At 40.6% G+C, this 22,577-nt stretch carries 18 protein-coding genes, 1 other RNA gene and 2 pseudogenes; 17 read left to right on the top strand and 4 right to left on the bottom strand.

Going from position 1 to position 22,577, the window contains the following annotated elements; all coding sequences use genetic code 11:
- Positions 1-13: 13 nt before the first annotated feature.
- The 10 genes and pseudogenes from ACYH0O_RS15340 to ACYH0O_RS15295 all read left to right on the top strand — a co-directional run bounded on the left by ACYH0O_RS15340 (position 14) and on the right by ACYH0O_RS15295 (position 10,198).
- Positions 14-1,297: a ribonuclease H-like domain-containing protein gene (locus tag ACYH0O_RS15340; protein ID WP_482629417.1), complete on the top strand. Its 1,284-nt coding sequence runs from the start codon at positions 14-16 to the stop codon at positions 1,295-1,297.
- A 335-nt stretch (positions 1,298-1,632) separates the two neighbouring features.
- Positions 1,633-1,962 (top strand): CotD family spore coat protein, encoded by a 330-nt coding sequence (locus ACYH0O_RS15335; RefSeq protein WP_482629416.1) that lies wholly within the window; start codon positions 1,633-1,635, stop codon positions 1,960-1,962.
- Positions 1,963-2,219: 257 nt separating this feature from the next.
- Positions 2,220-2,777: an SLOG family protein gene (locus ACYH0O_RS15330; protein WP_482629415.1), complete on the top strand. Its 558-nt coding sequence runs from the start codon at positions 2,220-2,222 to the stop codon at positions 2,775-2,777.
- Between the two features lie 116 nt (positions 2,778-2,893).
- Positions 2,894-3,202, top strand: coding sequence for a cell division regulator GpsB (gpsB, locus tag ACYH0O_RS15325; protein ID WP_113970666.1), 309 nt, complete (start codon positions 2,894-2,896; stop codon positions 3,200-3,202).
- 60 nt (positions 3,203-3,262) lie between these two features.
- An RNA gene (rnpB, locus tag ACYH0O_RS15320) (RNase P RNA component class B) lies at positions 3,263-3,648 on the top strand.
- A 152-nt stretch (positions 3,649-3,800) separates the two neighbouring features.
- The gene (locus ACYH0O_RS15315; protein WP_482629414.1) at positions 3,801-4,940 is read left to right on the top strand and encodes a THUMP domain-containing class I SAM-dependent RNA methyltransferase; all 1,140 of its coding nucleotides are present in this window, start codon (positions 3,801-3,803) and stop codon (positions 4,938-4,940) included.
- 96 nt (positions 4,941-5,036) lie between these two features.
- Entirely contained in the window at positions 5,037-5,210 is a 174-nt protein-coding gene (locus ACYH0O_RS15310; RefSeq protein WP_187443267.1) for a hypothetical protein, read from the top strand.
- Between the two features lie 829 nt (positions 5,211-6,039).
- On the top strand, positions 6,040-7,965 hold the full coding sequence (locus ACYH0O_RS15305) for an ATP-dependent DNA helicase (RefSeq protein WP_482629413.1): 1,926 nt from the start codon (positions 6,040-6,042) through the stop codon (positions 7,963-7,965).
- A 228-nt stretch (positions 7,966-8,193) separates the two neighbouring features.
- Complete coding sequence (locus ACYH0O_RS15300) at positions 8,194-9,708, top strand: carboxypeptidase M32 (protein ID WP_482629412.1); 1,515 nt, start codon at positions 8,194-8,196, stop codon at positions 9,706-9,708.
- Between the two features lie 22 nt (positions 9,709-9,730).
- Positions 9,731-10,198: pseudogene (locus ACYH0O_RS15295) on the top strand (GyrI-like domain-containing protein).
- A gap of 210 nt (positions 10,199-10,408) precedes the next feature.
- Here the strand turns inward: ACYH0O_RS15295 and ACYH0O_RS15290 are convergent.
- The gene (locus tag ACYH0O_RS15290; RefSeq protein ID WP_482629411.1) at positions 10,409-12,055 is read right to left on the bottom strand and encodes a b(o/a)3-type cytochrome-c oxidase subunit 1; all 1,647 of its coding nucleotides are present in this window, start codon (positions 12,053-12,055) and stop codon (positions 10,409-10,411) included.
- Position 12,056: 1 nt separating this feature from the next.
- Positions 12,057-12,533, bottom strand: coding sequence for a cupredoxin domain-containing protein (locus tag ACYH0O_RS15285; protein WP_482629410.1), 477 nt, complete (start codon positions 12,531-12,533; stop codon positions 12,057-12,059).
- Positions 12,534-12,913: 380 nt separating this feature from the next.
- Here ACYH0O_RS15285 and ACYH0O_RS15280 point away from each other — a divergent pair, with 380 nt between their 5' ends.
- Together ACYH0O_RS15280 and ACYH0O_RS15275 are read left to right on the top strand one after the other, a co-directional pair.
- Complete coding sequence (locus ACYH0O_RS15280; protein ID WP_482629409.1) at positions 12,914-13,048, top strand: hypothetical protein; 135 nt, start codon at positions 12,914-12,916, stop codon at positions 13,046-13,048.
- 67 nt (positions 13,049-13,115) lie between these two features.
- Positions 13,116-13,884, top strand: a pseudogene (locus ACYH0O_RS15275) (SDR family NAD(P)-dependent oxidoreductase).
- A 56-nt stretch (positions 13,885-13,940) separates the two neighbouring features.
- On the opposite strand, the gene ACYH0O_RS15270 reads toward ACYH0O_RS15275, so the two are convergent.
- Positions 13,941-14,390, bottom strand: coding sequence for a chemotaxis protein CheX (locus tag ACYH0O_RS15270; RefSeq protein ID WP_482629408.1), 450 nt, complete (start codon positions 14,388-14,390; stop codon positions 13,941-13,943).
- Between the two features lie 202 nt (positions 14,391-14,592).
- Here ACYH0O_RS15270 and ACYH0O_RS15265 point away from each other — a divergent pair, with 202 nt between their 5' ends.
- The 5 genes from ACYH0O_RS15265 (at position 14,593) to ACYH0O_RS15245 (ending at position 22,337) form a co-directional block, all read left to right on the top strand.
- Complete coding sequence (locus ACYH0O_RS15265; RefSeq protein WP_482629407.1) at positions 14,593-15,663, top strand: type III polyketide synthase; 1,071 nt, start codon at positions 14,593-14,595, stop codon at positions 15,661-15,663.
- A complete protein-coding gene (locus ACYH0O_RS15260) occupies positions 15,660-16,229 on the top strand; it encodes an isoprenylcysteine carboxyl methyltransferase family protein (RefSeq protein ID WP_482629406.1) in 570 nt (189 codons plus the stop codon). The genes ACYH0O_RS15265 and ACYH0O_RS15260 overlap by 4 nt, the downstream gene beginning before the upstream one ends.
- A 446-nt stretch (positions 16,230-16,675) precedes the next feature.
- On the top strand, positions 16,676-20,293 hold the full coding sequence (locus ACYH0O_RS15255) for a dynamin family protein (RefSeq protein WP_482629405.1): 3,618 nt from the start codon (positions 16,676-16,678) through the stop codon (positions 20,291-20,293).
- Between the two features lie 199 nt (positions 20,294-20,492).
- Positions 20,493-21,323 carry a sulfurtransferase gene (locus tag ACYH0O_RS15250; protein WP_482629404.1) on the top strand — a complete coding sequence of 277 codons (831 nt, stop codon included), beginning with the start codon at positions 20,493-20,495 and terminating at the stop codon, positions 21,321-21,323.
- Between the two features lie 114 nt (positions 21,324-21,437).
- Positions 21,438-22,337, top strand: coding sequence for a 5'-3' exonuclease (locus tag ACYH0O_RS15245; protein WP_482629403.1), 900 nt, complete (start codon positions 21,438-21,440; stop codon positions 22,335-22,337).
- Between the two features lie 59 nt (positions 22,338-22,396).
- On the opposite strand, the gene sspL is transcribed toward ACYH0O_RS15245, so the two are convergent.
- A complete protein-coding gene (gene sspL / locus ACYH0O_RS15240) occupies positions 22,397-22,534 on the bottom strand; it encodes a small, acid-soluble spore protein L (protein ID WP_427596752.1) in 138 nt (45 codons plus the stop codon).
- Positions 22,535-22,577 lie beyond the last annotated feature (43 nt).

The following is a 22,577-nucleotide window of genomic DNA, read 5'->3' as shown; positions in this document are numbered from 1 at the left end:
GGGGGGAATCAAAATGTCACTTAAAAATAAATTATCTAGAATGAAAAAACATCTCATTAGAGAAGAAGACGCTGAAGAGAAGAGAAGGCAGCCTCCCATTTTAGAGCAGGAAGCGGCAGACTTGCCATTTCTTGATCTATGGAAACAAAATGGTGCCACTGTGTACGATATTGACGGTGATTTTTGTCTGGTGAGGGAGAAGCGATATCCAATCGATCATCGGCATGGGGACTACACGTTTAGAGATTTTATTAGCGCGGTGGATGCTTGGCAAGACTTTGCAGGTGTTCATCCCTTGTCTTCTAAAGAGCATACTCATGAACAAATGTTTTTCTTTGATACGGAAACCACCGGCTTAGGTGGAGGGGTTGGAAATACAATCTTTTTATTAGGGCATGGGAGGGTGACAGAAACAGAGGTGATTGTGACCCAGCATTTTTTGCCTCAACCGGGAAGTGAAATACCTCTCTATCACAGTTTTTTAAGCCATGTGGATTATAATACACTCGTGACATATAACGGAAAAGCGTTTGATTGGCCTCAAGTAAAGACAAGGCATACACTCATTAAAGATCATGTGCCCAAATTGCCTGCATTTGGGCATTTTGACCTTTATCACGGATCCAGAAGACTCTTCAAGCACAAGTTAGAGTCAGTAAAATTAATAAACGTAGAGCGAAAGATTCTTGGATTTAATAGAGTAGACGATGTTCCAGGATATTTAGCCCCTATGATTTATTTTGATTATATCGAGCGTAAGGATCCTGAAGGTATATTCAAGGTTATGACCCATAATGAGCTGGATATTTTGTCATTGATCACCCTCTATACACATTTAACGTTTCAACTTTTGAATGTCCATAAGAAAGCAACTGACCATGAGCGTTTCGAGGTCGGAAGATGGCTTGAATACACGGGTAACAGAGAGATTGCAAAAGAACGCTATCAAGAGATTATTAGAGAGGATGACAGAACAAATTATGAGGCGATGCACCTCCTCGCTCTTCAATACAAGAAAGACAAAGAAGATTGGAAGGCGATAGAGTTATGGGAACGAATGTGGAAAGGTGCCCCTGTTTCCATTAGAAAAGTCGTATTGTTGGAACTGGCTAAATTGTATGAGCACAAAACGAAAGACTTAAGGTTAGCATTAGCAAGATGTGAGCAACTCGAATCACTGCTGATTGAAACTGAGGAAGCAAACAGTCAAAAGCACGACGTCTTTATAGGGAAACTTCATCATCGAAAGAGCCGTTTAACAAGAAAATTGAATAAGCATACAGATCATCCATCCTAGATACACAAATTTTTATAAATTATACTAAAAAAGTGGTTCAAACTCCTTATTTTTATATTGAGAATTTTCAAAAGTAGATGTAAAATAGTTAATTGTGTTGAAAATATTTAATATTTAGATGGGATGATGAAAATGAACCGAGCGATCTTAATTTTGTTCTTTGTCGTCATTGGTTTAACAGCTTTTGTTTTTACCAATTATCCGGAAAGTTTATATAGCTTTATGTAAGCCTGCAAAATGTTTTCCTAAAAATAGGTATTTGCATTAGTACATGTACCCTCTTCGTTTCATAGGCTATTAGTGTAACAACTAAGAGATGAAAGGAGAGCGTTTCTATGTATAAAAGACCAAGACCTAATCAAGTACTTCCTGCAGTCATGCACCCGACGAAATGTTGTGTGAATCAGACTTGCAACACCTATGAGGTGCCACACATTCACCCTACTCACACGACAAATGTAAATAATGTTATGTATCAACATAAACATTATTTCCCACAAACACAATCACAGGTAGACAGTGTTTCACACCAACATTTTAACTGTGGCGGTGGACCAGGTGGGCCAGGAGGACCTCAAGGCCCTGGAGGACCGGGGTTTGGCCCAGGATTCGGACCAGGACCGCGTCCAAGACCACCATTCGGACCATATGGTATGGGACGTTAATTTTCTGAGTGAAGACTTCAGAGGGATGCCTCTAAGAGGTTAGTTTCAATTGCAGAGTGATACACTGTGTCGCTCTGCAAAAGTTACTAATGACAATTAGAGTCATCTCTTCTCTATGATGGTGAATTTTATATGATAGAATGGGATATTGACCTCGTAATTGTAAAATATGTTACAATAGAGTGAAAAGGATTGGGGCACACTAAGCTTTAAAGAGAACTTGTCTGTCCTGAAAGTTTAATGAAGGAGTTTTGCATTTGAGTAATGTTGCGTGCATAACCGGATATAAATCCTTTGAACTGGGAGTTTTCAAGCAGGATGACAAAGCAATTTACTACATAAAGCAGGCTCTAAAGAAAGAATTGGTTTCTCTTTTGGATGAAGATTTAGAATGGGTACTCATTAGTGGGCAACTTGGGGTTGAGCTTTGGGGAGCAGAAGTGGTGTTTGAGCTTCAGGAAGATTACCCTGATCTTAAACTGGCTATATTAACTCCATTTCTCTCTCAAGAAGAAAATTGGAACGACCTGAATAAAGAGTACTATGAACTCATTCTTTCTCAAGCTGATTTTGTCGAGTCAATCTCAAAAGAACCTTACAAGAGTCCACAGCAATTTCGAAACAAAAATCAGTTATTCTTGCAAAAAAGCCAAGCGTTAGTGATACTGTACGATGAAGAAAAAGAAGGCTCACCCAAGTACTTCTATCAAGAAGCGAAGAAGAAGAAAGAAACTGATTCTTCCTTTGAAATAAGAGCGATCACCTTCCATGATCTGCAATGGGTCGTCGAAGAAGAGCAGTGGAAGAATGGGTAGAGGATATTTTATCACTCATTAACCCTTCGGGAATTGTATAGTCCCGAAAACAATTATAATTGACAAATTGATGGTTATTTGAAAAAATGATAGTGATAAATATAGAGGTGAATATAATGATCTCAGATAAAGTGAAATTAACCGCAAAGGATATCCTGGAAAAAGAATTCAAAAGTGGCATGCGGGGATATAAACCAGAAGACGTAGATAAATTTTTAGATTTGATTATTAAAGATTATGAAACCTTCCATCAAGAAATAGAAGATCTGCAACAAGAGAACCTGCGATTGAAGAAACAAGTGGAGGGAGCGAGCAAACAACGCTCAGCTGCTCCGGCTCAACAGACAGGCACAACGAATTTCGATATTCTTAAGCGCTTGTCTAATTTAGAGAAACACGTATTTGGAAACAAATTGTATGACTGATATTTCCAGTTGAATACTTGGAAGAACTACAGTATAATTAGTTATTGCTGATCCTTAATGGTGTTCGGGTAATCGCTGCAACGTTAAGTTGTAGAGGAAAGTCCATGCTCGCACGGTGCTGAGATGCACGTAGTGATCGTGCCTAGCCAATTCATAAGCTAGGGCAGCTCAAGTTTTGAGTTGACGGCAGGGAAAACACCTAAGTCCTTTGGATATGGTGTGACTACCTTGAAAGTGCCACAGTGACGAAGTCCTGTTAGAAATGGCAGGAGTGGAACGAGGTAAACCCCACGAGCGAGAAACCCAAAATTAGGTAGGGGAATCCTCTCAGAGGAAACGAACGAAGAGAGGGACAAAGGAGCTTCCTTTGTAGATAGATGATTACCACCTGAGTACGAGGCGAAGAGTCGTTTGTAGTACAACGGAACAAAACATGGCTTACAGAACACTATTACGGGATAAGAGCAATAAGGATTAAATAATGCAAGTGACTGATACATGCAGGTAATACACTGCTCTTTTGTATCAGTCCTTTTTATATTTAAGATAAAAAGACTATACTATTGAAATAAAGATACTTATTAACGGGGTGACAAATATGAGTACATATACATTAATTGCAACGGCAGCGATGGGCTTAGAAGCTATTGTTGCAAAAGAAGTGAAAGAATTGGGCTACGAATGTCAGGTGGATAACGGAAAAGTCATCTTCAAAGGAGATGAAACGGCTATTGCGCGAGCCAATATGTGGCTAAGAACCGCTGATAGGATTAAGATACTCGTTGGAGACTTTAAAGCGTACTCGTTTGATGAACTATTTGAAAATACAAAGAAACTGCCTTGGGAAAACTTCCTTCCAGTAGACGCAGAATTTCCTGTTCAGGGGAAATCCGTCAAATCAAAGCTATACAGTGTACCTGATTGCCAGGCGATTGTAAAAAAAGCAATCGTTGAACGTTTACGTACAGCATACAAACGTACATCGTGGTTTGACGAAACGGGTCCCTTGTTTAAAATCGAAGTGGCGATCCATAAAGATGTAGCAAGCATTACCCTGGATACCAGCGGACAAGGTCTTCATAAGAGGGGTTATCGAATCGGACAAGGTGAGGCCCCTTTAAAGGAAACACTGGCAGCGGCCCTGATCCAATTAACGACATGGAACCCTGACCGTCCTTTTGTAGATCCATTTTGCGGGTCTGGAACCATTCCGATTGAAGCTGCCTTGATCGGGCAAAATATTGCTCCAGGATTCAATCGTGAGTTTTTGTCAGAGAACTGGCCAATGATGCCTGCTGAGGTCTGGGAGAAAACACGCTTGGAAGCAGAGGATTTGGCTAACTACGATCAGCCTCTGGAAATACTGGGTACGGACATCGATCACAGAATGATCGAAGTTTCCAAAGAGAATGCAATGGAAGCGGGGCTTGGAGACTTGGTTAAATTCAAACAAATGCAAGTAAGAGACTTCACTTCAGAACTGGAATATGGCATCATCGTCGGAAACCCTCCTTATGGAGAACGTTTAGGAGAAAGAAAAGAAGTGGAGAGAATGTATCAGGAAATGGGGAAAGCTTTCGAGAAGCTGGATACTTGGTCTGTTTACATGATGACTTCCCATGAAAATTTTGAACAATGCTACGGTAAACAAGCTACGAAAAAACGTAAATTGTTTAACGGATTCATTCGAACAGATTATTACCAGTACTTTGGCCCGCGTCCGCCTAGAAAAGGGTAATCATTTCAAGTTCACGAAAAAAAGAAAAGAAGTTCAGAATATCCCTTTCACTTCCTGCGTATAATAGTTCTATCATTTTTAGAGGAGTGAAAGAGGATGGACCATTCCTTCATCGATTACCACAAAATCTATCAGGCATTACAAAGCTCTATTTCTTCCATTTCAGGAGAAGAAGGAGCAGCCATCCAAGCAGGCTTGGATGAAGCAACGAAAAACCTTGATCAGGCTTTTCAATATGAATTGTTAAGGAAAAAGAGAATATACGACTGAGTGCATTCTCGGGAGACTAGGGACATCCATACAAGTGGTAGATCTACCCTTGTATGGAGCGTCTCTTTTCTTTTGTTAAGGCTCTTTTCGTATAGTTTGTTGCAATTGTAGAGGAGAAAGTAATAGTTGATTTCCGCTCCAGGATGCTCGCTTTCCGCGGGGCTGGCGGTGAGCCTCCTCGGCTTCGCCTCCGGGGTCTCACCTGTCCAGCTACGGGGCTTAGGGGCTCGAGGTCATAAGCCAAGTCTGCCAAAAAGGCAAAGTGCGCCTTTCCAGCAGACTCGTCTTATGCTTGTCGCCCCTGGGCAAAGCCCCTCCACTTTTCGTACTGTCCAGCTATTCCCGCAGGAGTCGAGCATCCTATAGCGAGAATCAACTTTCTGAGCATGTATCCTTAATGGAAAACAATAAAAACAAGAATTTTAGCAAACAATCTCATTTAAGATAAGTAGAGATTGATTTACCTTTTAAGGAAGAAGAATTATTTTTCTAGTTAAATTGTGTTCTTGCACACCTTGAAGCTCTGTCATGAAAATTCTGTTAAAGATGGTTAGGGGAACTGCATACTCCGGCGGATTTTGGGCGTGGCGAGACCCCGTTCGGCTAAGCTGAGGAGGCTCGGCCGAACGCTAGCTGCAAGCGGAGCAGTTCCCCTCACCATCCAGCATAAACCGGTCGAAAGAGCCCTGGCAGATTCTATTCTTGAAAACAACAATTATTGCGAAAAGAGCCTTTGTTAAAGCCTTCAATTAAATAAATTAAGGTTTTCCCTTTTCAATAAGAAAGAATTCTAGTAAATTAGAAATATTGTGTAACGCAGGAGGTCCTCATGAGAAGAAAATTACCATTTGAATTAACCAAGGAGCAATCATTTTATGAAGCATTATCCGATTGGGTCGGTGACGTGTTTTATGATCTATTGCCTGAAAAGGGATTTGATTTACGGGATGAACAGGTATTTATGGCCTTTCAGCTAAATCAAGCCTATAAAAATAAGCAGGTTATGTTTGCAGAAGCAGGTGTCGGTACGGGGAAAACCCTTGTCTACCTTTTATATGCGCTATCATTTGCCAGATATACTGGCAAACCGGCAATCATAGCGTGTGCGGATGAAACGCTCATTGAGCAGATTGTGAAAAAAGAAGGGGACATACAGAAGCTTGAGAATGCATTGGATCTTGATATAGATGTTCGATTGGCAAAGTCCAGAGAACAATATCTATGTATAAAAAAACTTGAAGAAAATATTCCACAAAACGAGGGTTACCAGGACATATGGGAGGAATTACCGGGTTTTGTACACGATAATTCTTCAATGAGAAGCTTTAGGCATTATGGGGATAGAAAAGAATATGCTCATCTATCTGATGAAGAATGGAATCAAGTTGGCTGGGATTCTCTTCAGGACTGTATGTCTTGTTCTTATCGCCATCGCTGTGGTCTTACACTTCATCGTGAACATTACCGGGGGGCAGCAGACTTAATCATCTGTTCCCATGATTTTTATATGGAACATATTTGGACGAAAGACTCCCGTAAACGGGAAGGGCAACTGCCATTACTGCCAGAAGCGAGCTCTGTTGTATTTGACGAAGGACACCTATTGGAATTTGCTTCTCAAAAAGCGATGACTTACCGCATGAGAATGGAGACCCTCGAAGGTTTGCTGGAAAAGCTTTCAGCTTCTGATATGAGGGAAGAAACTTTGTATGTAATTGAAGATATTATGCTGGATAATGAAAAGTGGTTCGAGCTCCTGGAGAAAGAATCCAAAGGTGAGACTGGTTCTGAGAGACAATACATTTCCCGTTCCGAAGCCATATTACAGCAAGGTAGAGAGCTAACGGAGAAGATTGAAAATCTTTTAAATGAGCTCGTCTTTGAATCTGAAATGTATGTCATGGATGATTATTTACTAAAGGTAGTGGAGGAATATCTTGAGCAGATTCAGTTTTCGTTGAAACTTTTCATAGATGATGAAAAAGGAATCTATTGGTTGGAAACGTCAGAAGAAGAGCACACTTTTGTTGTGATGCCAAGATTGGTGGAAGAAATTTTGAGAGATCAAGTATTCTCTCAAAATATCCCATTTATATTTTCTTCTGCCACCCTTTCTTATAATGGAGACTTCTCATATGTTTCTCAATCCCTGGGGGTTGAGAAATATGAAAGGTTCTCCGTAGAGTCTCCTTATGAATACCAAGACATGATGAAAGCTTTTCTACCTTCATTAGAGGAAGGCAGGGATACTAAAAATCAATATGCCTTTGACATGTTGAAGAAAAATCAAGGGAAGTCGTTGATTCTCTTCTCTACTAAGGAAGAAATGAATGTTTTTAGACAATTTCAAAAGCAACAGGGATCCCAGAACTGGAATGTGATTTATGAAGGAGACAGAGAGATTAGTGAAACGGTACAGCAGTTCCAGCAGGAAACCTTTACAGTTCTTTGCTCCTATCATTTATGGGAAGGTTTGGACGTGCCTGGAGAGTCACTTTCTCAAGTCATTATCTACTCACTTCCATTCCCTCCTAAGGATCCTGTGTTTGATGCGAAACGAAATCATGCTGAAAACTCAGTGGAAGAAGTGGATATTCCCTACATGCTCCTTCGATTGAGACAGGGAATTGGCCGATTGATTCGGACGAGCGAGGACAAAGGAAGCGTTCATGTCTTGGTGAATGGTCATGAAGCAGCTTATAAACAGTTGGTAGAATCCGTATTACCAGTTGGAATTGAAGTGTTGAATTCATAAAGTGTTGTAAAAACCGCCTGAATGTGTGACCCTCAAAAGTTAGATTTTGACTCTAACTTTTGAGGGTCACACCAAATTGGGCGTTTTTTTTGTGGCTCTTAATATAGAGGCATCTCCTCTTAGACTAATATGAGGTTTCTAAGCGTCTCTCTACCAATCAATCTAACCCAAGTTGCCAGAAAAATATGATAAAATAGATTGAATGTTAAAAAAGGGGGCTTTTTTAGAATGAAAGAATCAGTAATCGAAACAAAAGATCGTTTCCAGGATTATGTAAAAAAAATGACTGCCTACAACGAAGCGCTTGGTTTGATGTTCTGGGATTTACGGACGGGTGCTCCGAAAAACGGCGTTGAACAACGATCTGAAGTCATTGGAATGCTTTCATCTGAACTTTTTGAAATGTCGATCTCCAATGAAATGGCTGCATACCTGGCAAAACTGACGCCAGAAGTGGACAAATTGGATAACATGACACAAAAACTATTAGAAGAGTGTCAAAAAGAGTATGATCGGAATAAAAAAATTCCCGCTTCTCAATATAGGGAATACGTGGTGTTACAATCGAAAGCTGAAGGTGTATGGGAAGAAGCCAAAGAAAAAGCGGATTTCGCTATGTTTCAGCCCTATTTAGAAAAACTGGTGGCATTTACGAAACGCTTTATTGATTATTGGGGCTACGAAGATAACAAATATAATACGTTACTGAATATGTATGAGCCAGGTGTAACGGTTGAAGTGTTAGATAAGGTATTTGGCGATCTTCGAGATCAAATTGTCCCGCTTGTACATAAGATTTCCGAATCGGAACATAAGCCACATACAGATTTCCTCTTTGAACACTTTCCAAAGGATAAGCAAAAGGATTTCAGCTTAAAGATCCTTGAGCAAATGGGGTATGATTTTAACTCAGGCAGATTGGATGAGACGGTCCATCCATTTGCGATTGGTTTAAGCCCTGGTGATGTAAGGGTAACAACTAAATATGACGAGAAGGATTGGAGAACAGCCGTGTTCGGGACAATCCATGAAGGTGGACATGCTCTGTATGAGCAGAACATTTCCAAGGATTTGATAGGTACGCCACTATGTACGGGGACGTCAATGGGGATTCATGAATCTCAATCTCTGTTCTATGAAAACTTTGTAGGCAGAGATTATTCTTTCTGGAAGCAGAATTATTCATTACTGAAAGATTTCTCTTCAGGACAGTTTGATTCCGTTGAACAGGACGATTTCTATCGGGCAATCAATGAATCGAAGCCATCGCTGATCCGAATCGAAGCAGATGAATTAACGTACGCTTTACACATTATCATCCGGTATGAAATTGAAAAGGGATTATTTAATGATGAGATTGACGTGAAGGATCTACCTGAAATCTGGAATCAGAAATATGAAGAGTACTTGGGGATCCGCCCTTCCCATAACGGTGAGGGTGTCCTTCAAGATGTTCATTGGGCCGGTGGGAGTTTCGGTTACTTTCCGTCTTATGCATTAGGATATATGTACGCTGCACAGTTTAAGCGTGCCATGTTAAAAGATCTTCCTCATTATGAAGAGCTGTTGGAAGAGGGGAATCTTGCTCCCATCAGAGAATGGCTGACGATGAACGTCCATCAGTGGGGCAAGATGAAAAAACCGCTTGAAATCATCAGGGAGGTGACTGGAGAAGGGCTTAATGCAAAGTACTTGGCCGAGTATTTAACGGAGAAGTATTCAAAGGTATATTCCTTGAATTAACGAATTCATTGGAGTCAAAATCATGGAAATTAACGTTGTATCACTAGATGATAAATTGCTTGTTGGAAAAGGCTGGACAGGCCCGTATGGAAGAGGGGCTGAGATCCCGAGACTATTCACTAAGTTTCTACAGATGATCCCATTCATTCACCACATCAATGGAGATGAATGCATATACGCTCCTTTCCATGACAGTGCGACTGATTTTACGTATTATTGTACTGTAGAGGTTGATCGTGTGGAAAAGCTTCCACCGGGGTTAGTGGAACTGTCTCTCCCTGCAGGCGTATATGCTCACGCTCTTTATTAAGGGCTGTCAACGGAAGTAGAACAAGCCTACTTTTCGATTTTTAATTGGATTAAGGAAAATGGCTATGAAAAAGACTATTCCAGACTGAGTGTCGAGAAGTATCTATCTCAGGATAGAGAGATCAATGAAACGGAAGATAAGCGGAAATTAGAGTTGTTTGTTCCAATTAAAGAAAAATAGAAAAGAGGTTGCCCGAGGCAGCCTCTTTTTTATGAATATACATTTAGTTATTTCGTTCCTGAGCAAGCCGCCTCCGCTTTTCGATTGTCCAGCTCCGGCGGCTTGGGGCTCGAGGTCATAAGCCAAGTAACACAAAAAGGCAAAGAACGCCTTTCCGGGTTACTCGTCTTATGCTGGTCGCCCCAGGGCGAGCCGCCTCCGCTTTTTTATTTACCACAAACGATAACCCTTGGATGCAGGAGGCGCGTTTTGAATCATGTCTATGAATGGGACGGTATAGGCAACAAGAATGAGAGCTGCTAAGATGGTTAACCAAATCCTCCAGTTTTCAAGAGCCATTGGTGTTTTCTCAGCTCCTTCTGCATTTTCACCTACTGGGAATTCTTCTTCTCCTTTAGGTGCGTAGAATGCAAGATTGATAAAGATGTATAGAACCAGAATGATCCCGATAAAAAGGATCGTTCCACCGATGGCTTGTGCGACTTGATACGGAATCCATTCAAGGGCTTGCGGTGCATCCCCATAAGTTGAAAAGGAGGATCTTCTTGGAGCCCCGAGTAAGCCGACAGCATGCATGGCACCTGACATAATGCCCATTCCTATAGACCACACAAAGGCTTGCACGATCGCCAATTTGTTCATTGCTTTCGTCAAGACGCGTCCTGTTAAATGAGGTACGATCCAATAGGCAATACCGAAAAACGTTAACACAACAGAAGTGGCCAAGGTTAAGTGAAAGTGACCTGTAACCCAGATGGTGTTATGAACAACCTGGTTCATCTGGTTCGATGCATTGATTATTCCGCCTGCACCTGCGGGGATAAAGGCAACCATGCCTATAAATGGCACTGTAAAGCGTGCATCTCCCCATGGTAACTTTTTAAACCATCCAAACAATCCGGTTGCTCCTTTTGATCTGCCGTACATTTCAAAGGTTGCGAACAGAGAAAATGCAGTCATCAAGGATGGTATGACAACCATAAAGGTAAGAACTACCTGTAAAAACTTCCAATACGCGTCGATTCCCGGTTCCACTAATTGGTGATGAAAACCAACCGGGATAGAGAATAGGAGGAACAATATAAAGGAAAGTCTGGCTAACGAATCGGAAAATATTTTTCCGCCAATGATTTTTGGGATAATGACATACCATGTCATATAGGCAGGGAGCAGCCAAAAATATACAAGGGGATGACCGAAATACCAGAATAATGTTCTGCTTACGAGTACATCTACCCGATCAACGAGACCAAGAGACCAAGGGAGGAGCTGGAATAAAACCGTTCCTGCCACACCAATGGTGGCGACAAGCCATAAGACGGTATTGATGATGGCCATAAATGTTAACAGAGGGCTTGGTTTTCCAGGGTTTTCTTTTCTCCAGCTTACATATTTGATGATCATGCCTGCCCCACCAAGCCAACTTCCAACAACGACGAAGGTCAACCCTAAGTAGAATATCCAGTGTGCCTGCAAAGGTGCATAGAAAGTATAAAGTACAGTTGCTTCATTTAATAAAATCATAACAGCGGCCATGATTGTTCCGATAAGCATGACCCAGAATCCTAACCAGCCAAACAAGCGGGATTTCCCTGAATAGGTGCCGGATGTTCGGGAAATGGCAGCATGCTGGAATCCTAATATGAAGAAAGTGGTCAATACCAATCCCAGTAATACACCGTGAACTGTTAACACCTGATAATAGCCGATCCCTGCAGGCAATATGAATTTCCCTGACCTTACCAAAACTTGCAATAATCCTGCCAATCCTCCTAGTGCCAAGGCAATAAAGCCTACATAAATATGAGCCATCGCCAATGTAGCATCTTTTTTATCAATCCTTACAAATCGCTTCATTTTAGTCCACCACCTTAATCATAGATTTCATTGTGTGATGACCTACACCACAATATTCATTACAGACAACTAGAAATTCCCCTGTCTTATCAAGGGTTGTTGTATATTCACTAACAAACCCTGGTTCAAGCATCATATTAATATTTGTTCCTGCAACTTCAAATCCGTGAACAACATCTTTTGTTGTGGCGATGATTTTAAGTGTAGATCCTTTAGGTATATCAATTTCCCCGGGCGTGTAGAGAAATGCAGATGCGACAAACACTAATTCGTAATCCCAAGCCTTTCCTTGTACTTTCTTCAATCCCGGCTCGTTAAAGGGCGTGGTTTTATCCACTTGCTCGGGATTGACATATGCCTTCGCGCTTGGAGGTTGATGTCCTTGATGAAAAGCACTGATGCCTAAAATAATTAAAAATAAAATAAGAGACCCTGTTCCTAGCGTTAACCACCATTTTTCATAACGATGCATGTGCATGTAAACCACTCCTTCAAAGTTAAAAACGATTTAAAAATAGTATGAATACACCTAACCATGTAAGCACTAAAAATCCGCCTAAAAACAAGACCGAAGTAAAAGTGCCTTTTAATGAAGTAGACTCTTCGACCTTAACTTCTGTTTTTTGATGAAATTCCGGTTCCGGCATATATCTCATTCCTTCCATTCATTGGATGATTGATTCTGTTATCACTATCATAAAGGTGTAAACCGCTATGAATCTGTGATAAATGTCACAGGTTACTTGAAATATTGTGAAATTAATGTGAAGTCAGGAAGGGATAGGCCTTTCAACTGGTTCACATGTGTCAAGAATGTGCATAGAGTGTATGAGTGAGCAATTTATGGGAGGCTATCCGATGGAAAAATTTTATTGTAAACAGTGCTGCCAGATTTATTCTGAGAAAACGGTTTGTCCTCAATGTCACATCGATGTCGAGGGGAAAATCAATATTCATGTTCAAAATGGACAAGGTAATAAGAAAAACGGTTAAAGTTTTATCGGCAAAGGGACTGTGTTAATATATAGAAGATTCAAATAATGGGTAAGGTGGTGTGAGGATGTATTTACCTTCATTTTCATTAAACGATAAATTGGCTGTCGTCACCGGTGCAGGCCGTGGAATTGGACGAGCTCTCAGTATTGGCATAGCAGAAGCAGGTGCGGATGGTCCTGCTATCTAGAACGCGTAGTGATTTAGAAGATACGGCAAGTGAAATAGAAAAGCTGGGTAGAAGGGCGTATATCATCCCGACAGATGTAACATCAAGGGATGAAATTCGAAAAGCGATTGATTACATAGAAGGTCAAAAACGTTCCATTGATATTTTGATTAATAACGCAGGAATGAATATCCGTTCTACTGCTCTTGAGGTTACGGATCAAGAGTGGCAAACCATCATGGACACAAATTTAAAATCTGCTTTTATGATGAGTCAGGAAGCAGGTAAACACATGAAGGAGAAGAATCAGGGGAAAATCATTAACATAGCTTCTGTTGCTGGTCATGTTGCCTTGCGTACGGGCGTTGTGTACGCTTCAACGAAAGCGGCCATGATTCAAATGACAAAGGTCTTAGCCATGGAATGGGGAAAATACAATATCAACGTGAACAGTATCGGGCCTTGGTATTTTAAAACACCATTAACGGCAGAATTATTGCAAAATCAAGAATATGTAAACGATCTTTTGGCCGTAACACCTTTAAAAAGAATCGGTGAACTGGAAGAACTTGTGGGCCCGGCTGTATTCCTATCCTCGGATGCTTCGAATTATGTTACCGGTCAAACCATTTTTGTAGATGGCGGAATGACGATTCAAGGTTTCTAAACACTAAAAGGCTAACCAATTTAATGGGGGTTAGCCTTTTATCTATTCCAGGGCAATTATTCAATCATTAGAATCACTAAGAAATGTCCCACATTCTCAATGACTATGGGCAGCTTTAGGGCTTTTTCGACCCCATACATTTTTGATTGACCAACAATGACGGTAGGGGGAATGATGTCCAGGGTATGGCCGGCTTGGACTAATAGAGTGGCGAGGTTGCCTGCAATCATATTTCCTAATTCACCTGCAAAAGATTCAAGCATTTCTCCTTCTAATGGCATACCGAACATTGAAGCCCCCAGGGATTGAAAGCTCTCTTCTTCGCCATCTATAATCATTCGGCCCCCTACATCTCCGGTAATTCCAATGAGTACACCGATTTTATGCTGACTAAAGGGCTCAGTCAATAACGAGGGCTGTAAAACGTCAATGTATAGGGGAATCACCCCTTTAATGGCTTCAATTGAACTATTTAAAATATCTATTACACTTCTCGTTAAAATCATGTCGTATCCTCCGATATTTTGTCACTGTAATCATACCATAATACCTGGTACTAAAGATGTGTTATTTAGTATTATTTTCATAATAATGAACTTTTTGGAGGAGTTGAAACGCTCCGTTGGTAAGATAAGAAGAATCCAATACATGATTTGTGAATGAATGGAAAAGCTACCCTTACATGGAAGTGTAAGGAGTGATTTGTTTATGCCCAAAATTCTCTCAGTCGAAACCGAGATTCCCCCTGTGAAAATTACGCAAAAAGAAGCGGCGGAATTTGCGAAACAGTTGTTTTCCAAAAATTTTAAAGATATCGGTCGTCTTCTCTCCGTGTTCGAAAATGGTGAAATAGACAGCCGTTATTTCGTAAAAGGTATCGATTGGTTCTCCGAGGAGCATACCTTTCAAGAAAAGAATGATGAATTCATTCATCATGCAGTTAAATTAGGCAGCAAAGTTGTTAAGAAGAGCTTATCCCAACATCAACTTACATTAGAAGATATTGATGCGATCATTACGATATCAACCTCTGGGATAGTGACACCTAGTCTTGAAGCGAGAATTATAAATCATCTACCATTCTCATCTCATGTAAAACGAATACCAATTTGGGGATTGGGGTGTGCAGGTGGAGCGAGTGGATTGGCACGTGCCTATGAGTACTGTTTAGCTTTTCCTAAAGCGAATGTTCTCGTCCTTTCCATTGAACTTTGTTCTCTCACCTTTCAGCATGGAGATCGGTCAAAGAGCAATCTGATTGGTACCTCTTTATTTGCGGATGGGGTGGCATGTGCCGTTATATGTGGTGACGATAGTTCAGTGCTCCAAGACATTTCACATCCTCTGCCAACCATATTTGCTACACAGTCGACACTGCTCCGGGATTCTCTTGATGTGATGGGGTGGGAAGTAAAGAATAATGGTCTGTATGTGGTGTTTTCAAAGGATATCCCAACACTTGTAAAGAACTGGCTTCGGCCGAATGTGGAGGGATTCATCAACGATAATGATATTAGGCTTGAAGACATTAAACATTTCGTAGCTCATCCCGGCGGCAGGAAAGTAATTGAAGCCTACCAGGAAGCTTTAGGGATGGATGAAAGTATGACATCTGAATCTATGAAGGTGTTGAAGGAATATGGGAATATGTCATCTGTTACCATTTTGTATGTTATGAAGGAATTTATGAATAAACGCTGTGAGCGTGGAGATATAGGCTTGGGTACCGCTTTAGGACCGGGGTTTAGTTCAGAGCTGCTTTTGATGAGGTGGGAATGATGCTCTATTTCATTCTGTTTTTTTTCGTACTGATGATTCAAAGATTTGTGGAGCTATTCATTGCCAAGTCAAATGAAAAGTGGATGAAGCAACAGGGAGCTAAAGAATATGGACAGTCCCATTATAAAATGATGGTCGCTATCCATATAGCGTTTTTTGTTTCCTTATTAATAGAAGGAGGGATCTTTCATACTGGTGTTAATGCCTATTGGCCTCTCCTGTTGACTGGTTTTATCCTAACTCAGATTGGAAGAGTATGGGTGATTTCTTCCCTCGGTAAGTATTGGAATACGAAGATCATCGTGCTTCCTAACGCTGCAGTAGTCGCGAGAGGTCCTTATAAATATTTGAAACATCCTAATTATTTTATCGTTACACTGGAATTCTTAATTGTACCATTGCTCTTTAATGCTTATTGGACACTTTTTATCTTTGCACTATTGAATCAATTCATTCTCTCTATCCGTATCCCATTGGAGGAAAATGCCCTCCGAATTGAAACCGATTACGAAAGGATTCATCTTCATACAAAAGGCTGGATTCCCATAATCAAAAAAGAAAAATAATTTTCTTATTGAAAATGATTATCGTTTTTGATAAGATTCTAATTGAAGATGAAAATTATTCTCATTTATACTTTAACAAAAGGGTGTGGACAAATATGGTATGGTTTCTGATCGTATTTACTGTAATAATATATGGCTTCATGATGAAGTATGTTTTATCAAATGTGATGAAGGATTCAGCTCAAGAAAAGAAAATATCTTCATACCAGAAAAACTCTAAAACTTTTGTTCATTCAAACCTGATAGCAACCGAAACAACTCGATAGATACATAGCCTTCTTCTCCGGAAGAGGGCTTTTTTGTTTATTCACTTAATGAACCACCTGCATATACTGATACGGTTATCATTATTTCCTTTGCTTGATAGGATTTCATAGAGAAATTGAGATAAATACGATAAAATAAAACCGTTACCATTTTTCTGAAAACAGAAAGGAATTAGTACAATGAGTCAGATAAAGCATAAAAGTACACAAATACATAATACATTGCAACAACTTACAGCCTACTGCAATCGGTTCCTTCAATCCGGAGACGACGAGCGGGCTGCAAAGGTAGAAAGATTAGCTGAAAAATTATACAACCATGAATTGATTTTAGCCTTTTGCGGCCATTTCTCTGCAGGAAAGTCAACGATGATCAATCACTTAATGGGAGAAGAAATCCTCCCGACGAGTCCAATCCCTACCAGTGCAAATTTAGTAAAGGTGCACCATGCACCAACTGATTTCGCAAAAATTCATTATCATCATTCCCAGAACCTATACTTTCAGGCACCGTATGAGTTCTCCACCATTAAGGACTTCTGCAAAAACGGAGAGGAAGTATACTCTGTAGAAATAGGTCGTAGCCAAAGTGAGATGCCGGAGGGTGTATCGATTTTAGATACCCCGGGTGTAGACAGTACGGATGATGCCCACAGACTGTCAACGGAATCGGCCATCCATCTAGCTGACGCCGTCTTTTATGTGATGGATTATAACCATGTTCAATCTCAGGTGAACTTCGAGTTCACAAAGGAAATGATCCGGCATGGAGTCAAGCTGTATCTCATTGTAAATCAGATTGATAAGCACCAGGAAGAAGAATTGGCATTCAGCGACTTTAAAGAAAGTGTAGAGAATTCGTTTGCTTCTTGGGGTGTTGTACCCAATGGAATGTTCTTTACAAGTTTAAAAGCTCCAAATCATCCTCATAATGATCTTGAAAAATTAGAGTCATTGATTGAAGAACAGGTGAAGAAGAAAAGTGAACTGATAGAAGCTTCAGCAGAATCGTCCATCTCCCAATTGCGGTCTGAGCATGATAAGTGGTATGAGGAAGAGCTTGGGAAAATCGAGGAAAAAGGAAGAAACATCCTGACACCTGAAGAATGGAATGACAAAGACTCCCTTCTTCAGACTGAAAGAAGGTTGATTGAGACTTTAGCCAGAGGGGACGTAAAAGTGATAAAGGAGCATTTTGAGGAAGAAAGAAGGGAAATCCTTAAAAATGCGTATTTAATGCCGTTTGAAACGAGAGAATTAGCGAAAGATTTTCTGGAAAGCAGACAATCAGACTTTAAAGTAGGATTTTTATTTTCAAAACAAAAAACAGAAGACGAAAAAGCGGACAGAATCCAGAAGTTTAAAGAAGATATAAATACCGGGATTGAATCACAATTAGAGTGGCATCTGAAGACACTGGGAAAAACCATGGTGAAAGAATACAGTCCCTCATCAGACCAACGCATGAAGTGGGATCAATTATCTCTTGAAGTGGATGAACAATTCCTCACCGATATGATCAAACCTGGTGCAGGAATAACGAGTGATTATGTTCTCCAATACTGTGATGATCTTTCAGAGGAATTAAAGAGGAAAGCCAGGGCCTATACAAATGATTTGATTGAAGACACTTTGAATGAAATGGAAAGCTCCTCTGCAGAAGAGAAATCAGCTTTAGAGGAAGATCTTAATGAACTCCAAAAGAAAACAGCATTCATCTATCAATGGAACACATTACATGAAGAGAAGATCACTCAACTCGGAAATTTAATGAGTGTAGAGGTTGATCAAAGTCAGGCTGATGCTATTATCCAACAATGGATAGTGAAATGGAAAGCAATAGCGGAAGATTATATTATTGCTCCTGACATGGAGCTCGCACAGAAAGAGAAAACAATACGAACAAGGGAAGAAATTTTGCCGAAGCCACGACAAGAACAACAAGCTTCTATTGAAGAGGTTATCGAACGTTTAGAAAAGATGACCAGTGTATTCAGGAGATACAAAGGGTTCAAAAAGACGGCAGATTTATTAGATGGAAAGAAAGAGCGACTGTCCAATCAATCCTTTACCATCGCATTATTCGGTGCTTTTAGTGCGGGGAAATCATCATTTGCCAATGCACTATTAGGGAAGAAAATACTACCGGTGAGTCCGAATCCGACCACGGCATCCATCAATCGAATCAATCCCGTATCAGAAGTCGGTGAGCATGAGACCGCTCATGTTCAAATCAAGACGTACGACCAGCTATTTCAAGACATTGTTCATTCTCTATCCTATTTCAATCGCAGTGTTTCAACACTAGATGAAGCTATGGAAGTTGTCCCTGCTTTAACGAGTGAAGGTAGCGGTAAGGAGAATGTACACCTTTCATTCCTGCAGGCTTTTTATAAGGGTTATCCTGCCTTTAAAGAAAGTCTTGGAATGACAAAAAAGGCCAATCTTGAAGCGTATAGAGGATTTGTAGCGGATGAAGCTCAAGCTTGTTTTGTTGAGTCCATCGATCTCTATTACGATTGTGATATTACAAGGCAGGGAATCACACTCGTCGATACACCAGGAGCAGATTCAATTAACGCACGTCATACGGGCGTAGCATTTGAATATATCAAAAATGCCGATGCGATACTATTTGTGACCTATTACAACCACGCATTTGCCAAGGCAGACCGTGAATTCCTCATTCAATTGGGCCGGGTGAAGGACACGTTTGAATTAGATAAAATGTTCTTTGTCGTCAATGCCATCGATCTTGCAAGCGACGGGGAAGAAAAAAATGAAGTGATCGACTATGTGAAGACGCAGCTGATTCAATATGGAATCCGTTTTCCGAGGATATTTGGGGTATCTTCTCTCCAAGCTCTTAGAGAATCAGATTCTGATAAGTCAGGAATGGATCTATTTAAGAAGGAATTCAAAACATTTATACAGAATGAATTAGTAAGCATGAGTATTGAGTCCGCTCTCGGTGAGTGGGATAGAGGCCTGCAACGATTTAACCAATTTATTCATACGGCTTCAAGTGATAAAGCGTATAAGGAAGTACGCAAACAGGAGCTGAACGAAGCAAAGGTTGAGGTTCGCTCGCTTATCGATACCAAATCCGTCCACCCACTTAGAGTCGAAATGCAGCAAGAATCGAAGGAACTTGTCTATTACGTAAAGCAAAGGGTATTTTTCCGGGTATCCGATTTTTATAAAGAAGCCTTCCATTCAGGATTATTCCTGCAATACTCTAACCAATCCCAAGCAATAAAGGAAGGATTAAAGGAATTTCTTGCAAGTGTCGGTTTTGATCTGGCACAGGAAATGAGAGCCACTTCTCTTCGCATTCAGCAGTTCATTCAGAAACTACTGAGTGAGAAGTGGTTGGTGCTTGAAGAAATGATTCAACAGGTGGAGAAAGAACTGATATTATCTCCTCAGGACTACAAAAACGAAAGCACCATTGAATTTGAGAACGCATTTAAACAAACAGAGCTGCGAGTATTCGAAGAAGCCTTTTCTTCATTTAAGAATCCAAAGCATTTCTTTGAACAAGGCGGAAAAAAGATTGTTCAGGAAAAATTGGAAGCATTACTTCAAGAGCCTGCAGATAGCTATTTAGAACAGGAGCATGAACGGCTGGAAGATTGGGGTGCTTCGTATTTAAATAGAGAGTTTGAAACGCTTAAAGAAGAAATGTTGATTCAGGTGATGGAGCAGATCAATTCAAATATAGTTGCATTAGAGACAGTTCAGGATCTGAACAAGCTAAAGTATGATTTGGAGCAACTTGTACAGATTCAAACTTAAAGAAAAGAAGGAGGAGGGTCATGGCGAATCCTTATCATTGCTGTGCTACATGTATTCACATTCGGGGAGTCAAGGCTAATCAGAAGACCTCCTATTTCTGTTCCCGACTGGGCTATGAAACCAAAACCACTTATCAATTTTCTTGCTGGGAACCTAAGGAGGAAGTACTGACATTAATGAAGAAGAGGGGGATAATTTCATGAAGACAATTATCGATACGGATTGGCTAAGAGGGCATATTCATGATGAGAATCTAAGAATCATTGATTGTCGCTTTTCTCTGGGAAACCCGGCAGAAGGGCGGGAGCGGTACAAAGAGAGCCATATTCCAGGAGCCGTATTTTTCGATTTGGAAAAGGATTTATCAGGATATGTGAAAAAGCATGGGGGGCGCCATCCTCTTCCGAACATGAAGAACTTTTTGCGCAAGGTTGAGGATGTCGGTATTGATAATGATACAACGGTTGTCATTTATGATGAAAAGGAAGGTGCCTTCGCTGGTCGATGCTGGTGGTTGTTCCATTACATCGGACATGAGAAGGTATATATATTAAATGGTGGATTTGCAGCTTGGAAAAAGGCTGGATGGAAAACAGAATCGACCGTACCTGTGTACCCTTCAAAAAGCTATCGTCCAAGCTTTAATGAGTCGATTGTGGCTTCTCTGGATGAGGTGAGGAGTATTGCAGATGGGGATAGAGACACTCCTTTAATCGATTCCCGCAGCAGAGAAAGATACTTAGGACAAGAAGAACCGATAGACCGCATACCGGGTCATATTCCAGGAGCCACCAATCTTCCATGGACCGAGGGAGTGAATGATGGATATTTTATTCAAGGAGAACAGCAGAATGATCGTTTCGCTCATCTTAATAAAGATGAGTCAGTGATTGTTTATTGCGGTTCCGGTGTAACAGCGACTCCTAATTTCCTTGCTCTTAAGGAAGCAGGATTCAATCATGTGAAGCTTTATGTTGGAAGCTACAGTGATTGGGTGTCCTATGAAAATCACAAGGTAGAGAAGGAATAAAGGTAAATAGCTAATTGGAAAAGGTTCATCACTTTTCCAATTAGCTATTTATTCGTATATGTTATACTTTATAAAGTGAACGAAAACGAGAATGAGCGATGAGGAGTGTATGAATTGAATAAAAAGAATGAGCATTTATTACTTATAGATGGTATGGCACTATTATTTCGATCTTTTTTTGCAACAGCCGTAACGGGTCAATTCATGATGAACTCAAAAGGTCTTCCCACTAATGGAGTTCAGGGGTTTATGAAGCATTTACTAATGGCGGCGGATCATGTAAAGCCGACGCATATCATAGTATGCTGGGATATGGGGAGTCAGACATTCCGAAATGAAGTATTCAATGACTATAAATCGAATCGAAATGCCCCACCTGTTGAACTGATTCCTCAATTTGATCTTGCAAAAGAGGTGGCATCAGGCTTCAATCTTTCGAATGTGGGTGTAGTTGGTTACGAAGCAGATGATTGTATTGGGACTCTTGCGAAAATTCATCAAACCGATCGCAAAGTATCCGTTCTGAGCGGTGACCAGGATCTCCTGCAGCTTTTGGACGATAATATTGACATTATGCTCCTGAAAAAAGGCTTTGGTAACTATCAAACCTATACGAAAGAGATTTTTGTGGAAGAGAGAGGAATTACTCCTCAGCAGTTTATTGATGTGAAAGCATTAATGGGTGATACAAGTGATGGGTATCCTGGGGTAAAAGGGATCGGAGAGAAAACGGCATTAAAGCTGATTCAACAATATAAGGATATCTCAGGCATTCTCGATAACCTGCACGAGTTAACCCCATCTCAACGGAAAAAGATAGAAGCCGACCTGGACATGCTTCATGTTTCAAGAAAGTTAGCCGAGATTCACTGCGGTGTGCCACTATCGGTTTCGGTAGAGGAAGCTCGTTGGAATAACGTAGCTCATGAAACGCTTTCCTTTGTGGATGAATTAGAGTTGAAGGTGCTTAGAAGATATTTAGTAGGTTCTAATGTGATGGTTGCCACAAGCTAGTCGACTATAGGAGTGTCAGGGATCCTTTTGGCCCCTGACACTTTTTTATGTGGAAATGCTTACTTTGTATTCGATTTCTTAGCGGCATTTTCCAATTGGCTCTTCGGCTCCATGGCAAATTCTGCATCTTGGGATATTCCTTGTGGATTTACGCTTTTGGCATTTTTACCTTTGTTTTTGTTATTTCCTTTTGTCATACCGAAACCCCTCCTTTTCTGTAATCATTATTATTTTGGCTAT

Source organism: Rossellomorea sp. H136, from assembly GCF_056838065.1.
The sequence above is the reverse complement of the archived record's forward strand: the minus strand, read 5'-3'. Positions and strand labels throughout refer to the sequence as shown.